Source organism: Pseudomonas sp. HY2-MNA-CIBAN-0224 (assembly GCF_040310285.1).
GTDB classification, from domain to species: domain Bacteria; phylum Pseudomonadota; class Gammaproteobacteria; order Pseudomonadales; family Pseudomonadaceae; genus Aquipseudomonas; species Aquipseudomonas helleri.
In genome coordinates this window covers 1-392 of the sequence record NZ_JBEOPQ010000227.1, presented here as the reverse complement: position 1 = coordinate 392, position 392 = coordinate 1, and the positions used below count along the sequence as shown (strand labels likewise).

Here is a 392-nt window from a genome sequence, read left to right as displayed (position 1 = left end):
CATCAAAGCGGCACTCATAGTGACTATATTCAGGGTGCGCCTGTAAAAAATAACGAGCTGTTTTGATCACTTTACGCTGTTTGCTTGCCGTAACGCTAAGCGCGGCATCACCAAACCCTGAATGCTGGCGCTGGCGTACTTCAATAAATACCAGCGTCGACCATGCTGAACCCGTCTCCAACATTACCAAATCTAATTCACCAACTTTAGGCTGCTGCCAGTTTTGCGCAATCAGCTGCAATCCTTGCGCATGTAAAAACTCGCACGCTCGTTGTTCAAAGCGGCTGCCTTGGCGCTGTTTTGGTGAAGTAAGGGTCAAAGGTTTATGATCTGCCATAACGTCCATGGGTCTGCTCAACATTTCATAATTATCATAGCACAACATGCTAAAC

At 46.7% G+C, this 392-nt stretch carries 1 protein-coding gene; it reads right to left on the bottom strand.

Annotation, left to right across the window (positions count from 1 at the left end):
- A partial coding sequence (locus AAEZ03_RS26145; RefSeq protein ID WP_350582660.1) for a YraN family protein occupies positions 1-346 on the bottom strand: 346 nt, incomplete at its 3' end.
- Positions 347-392 lie beyond the last annotated feature (46 nt).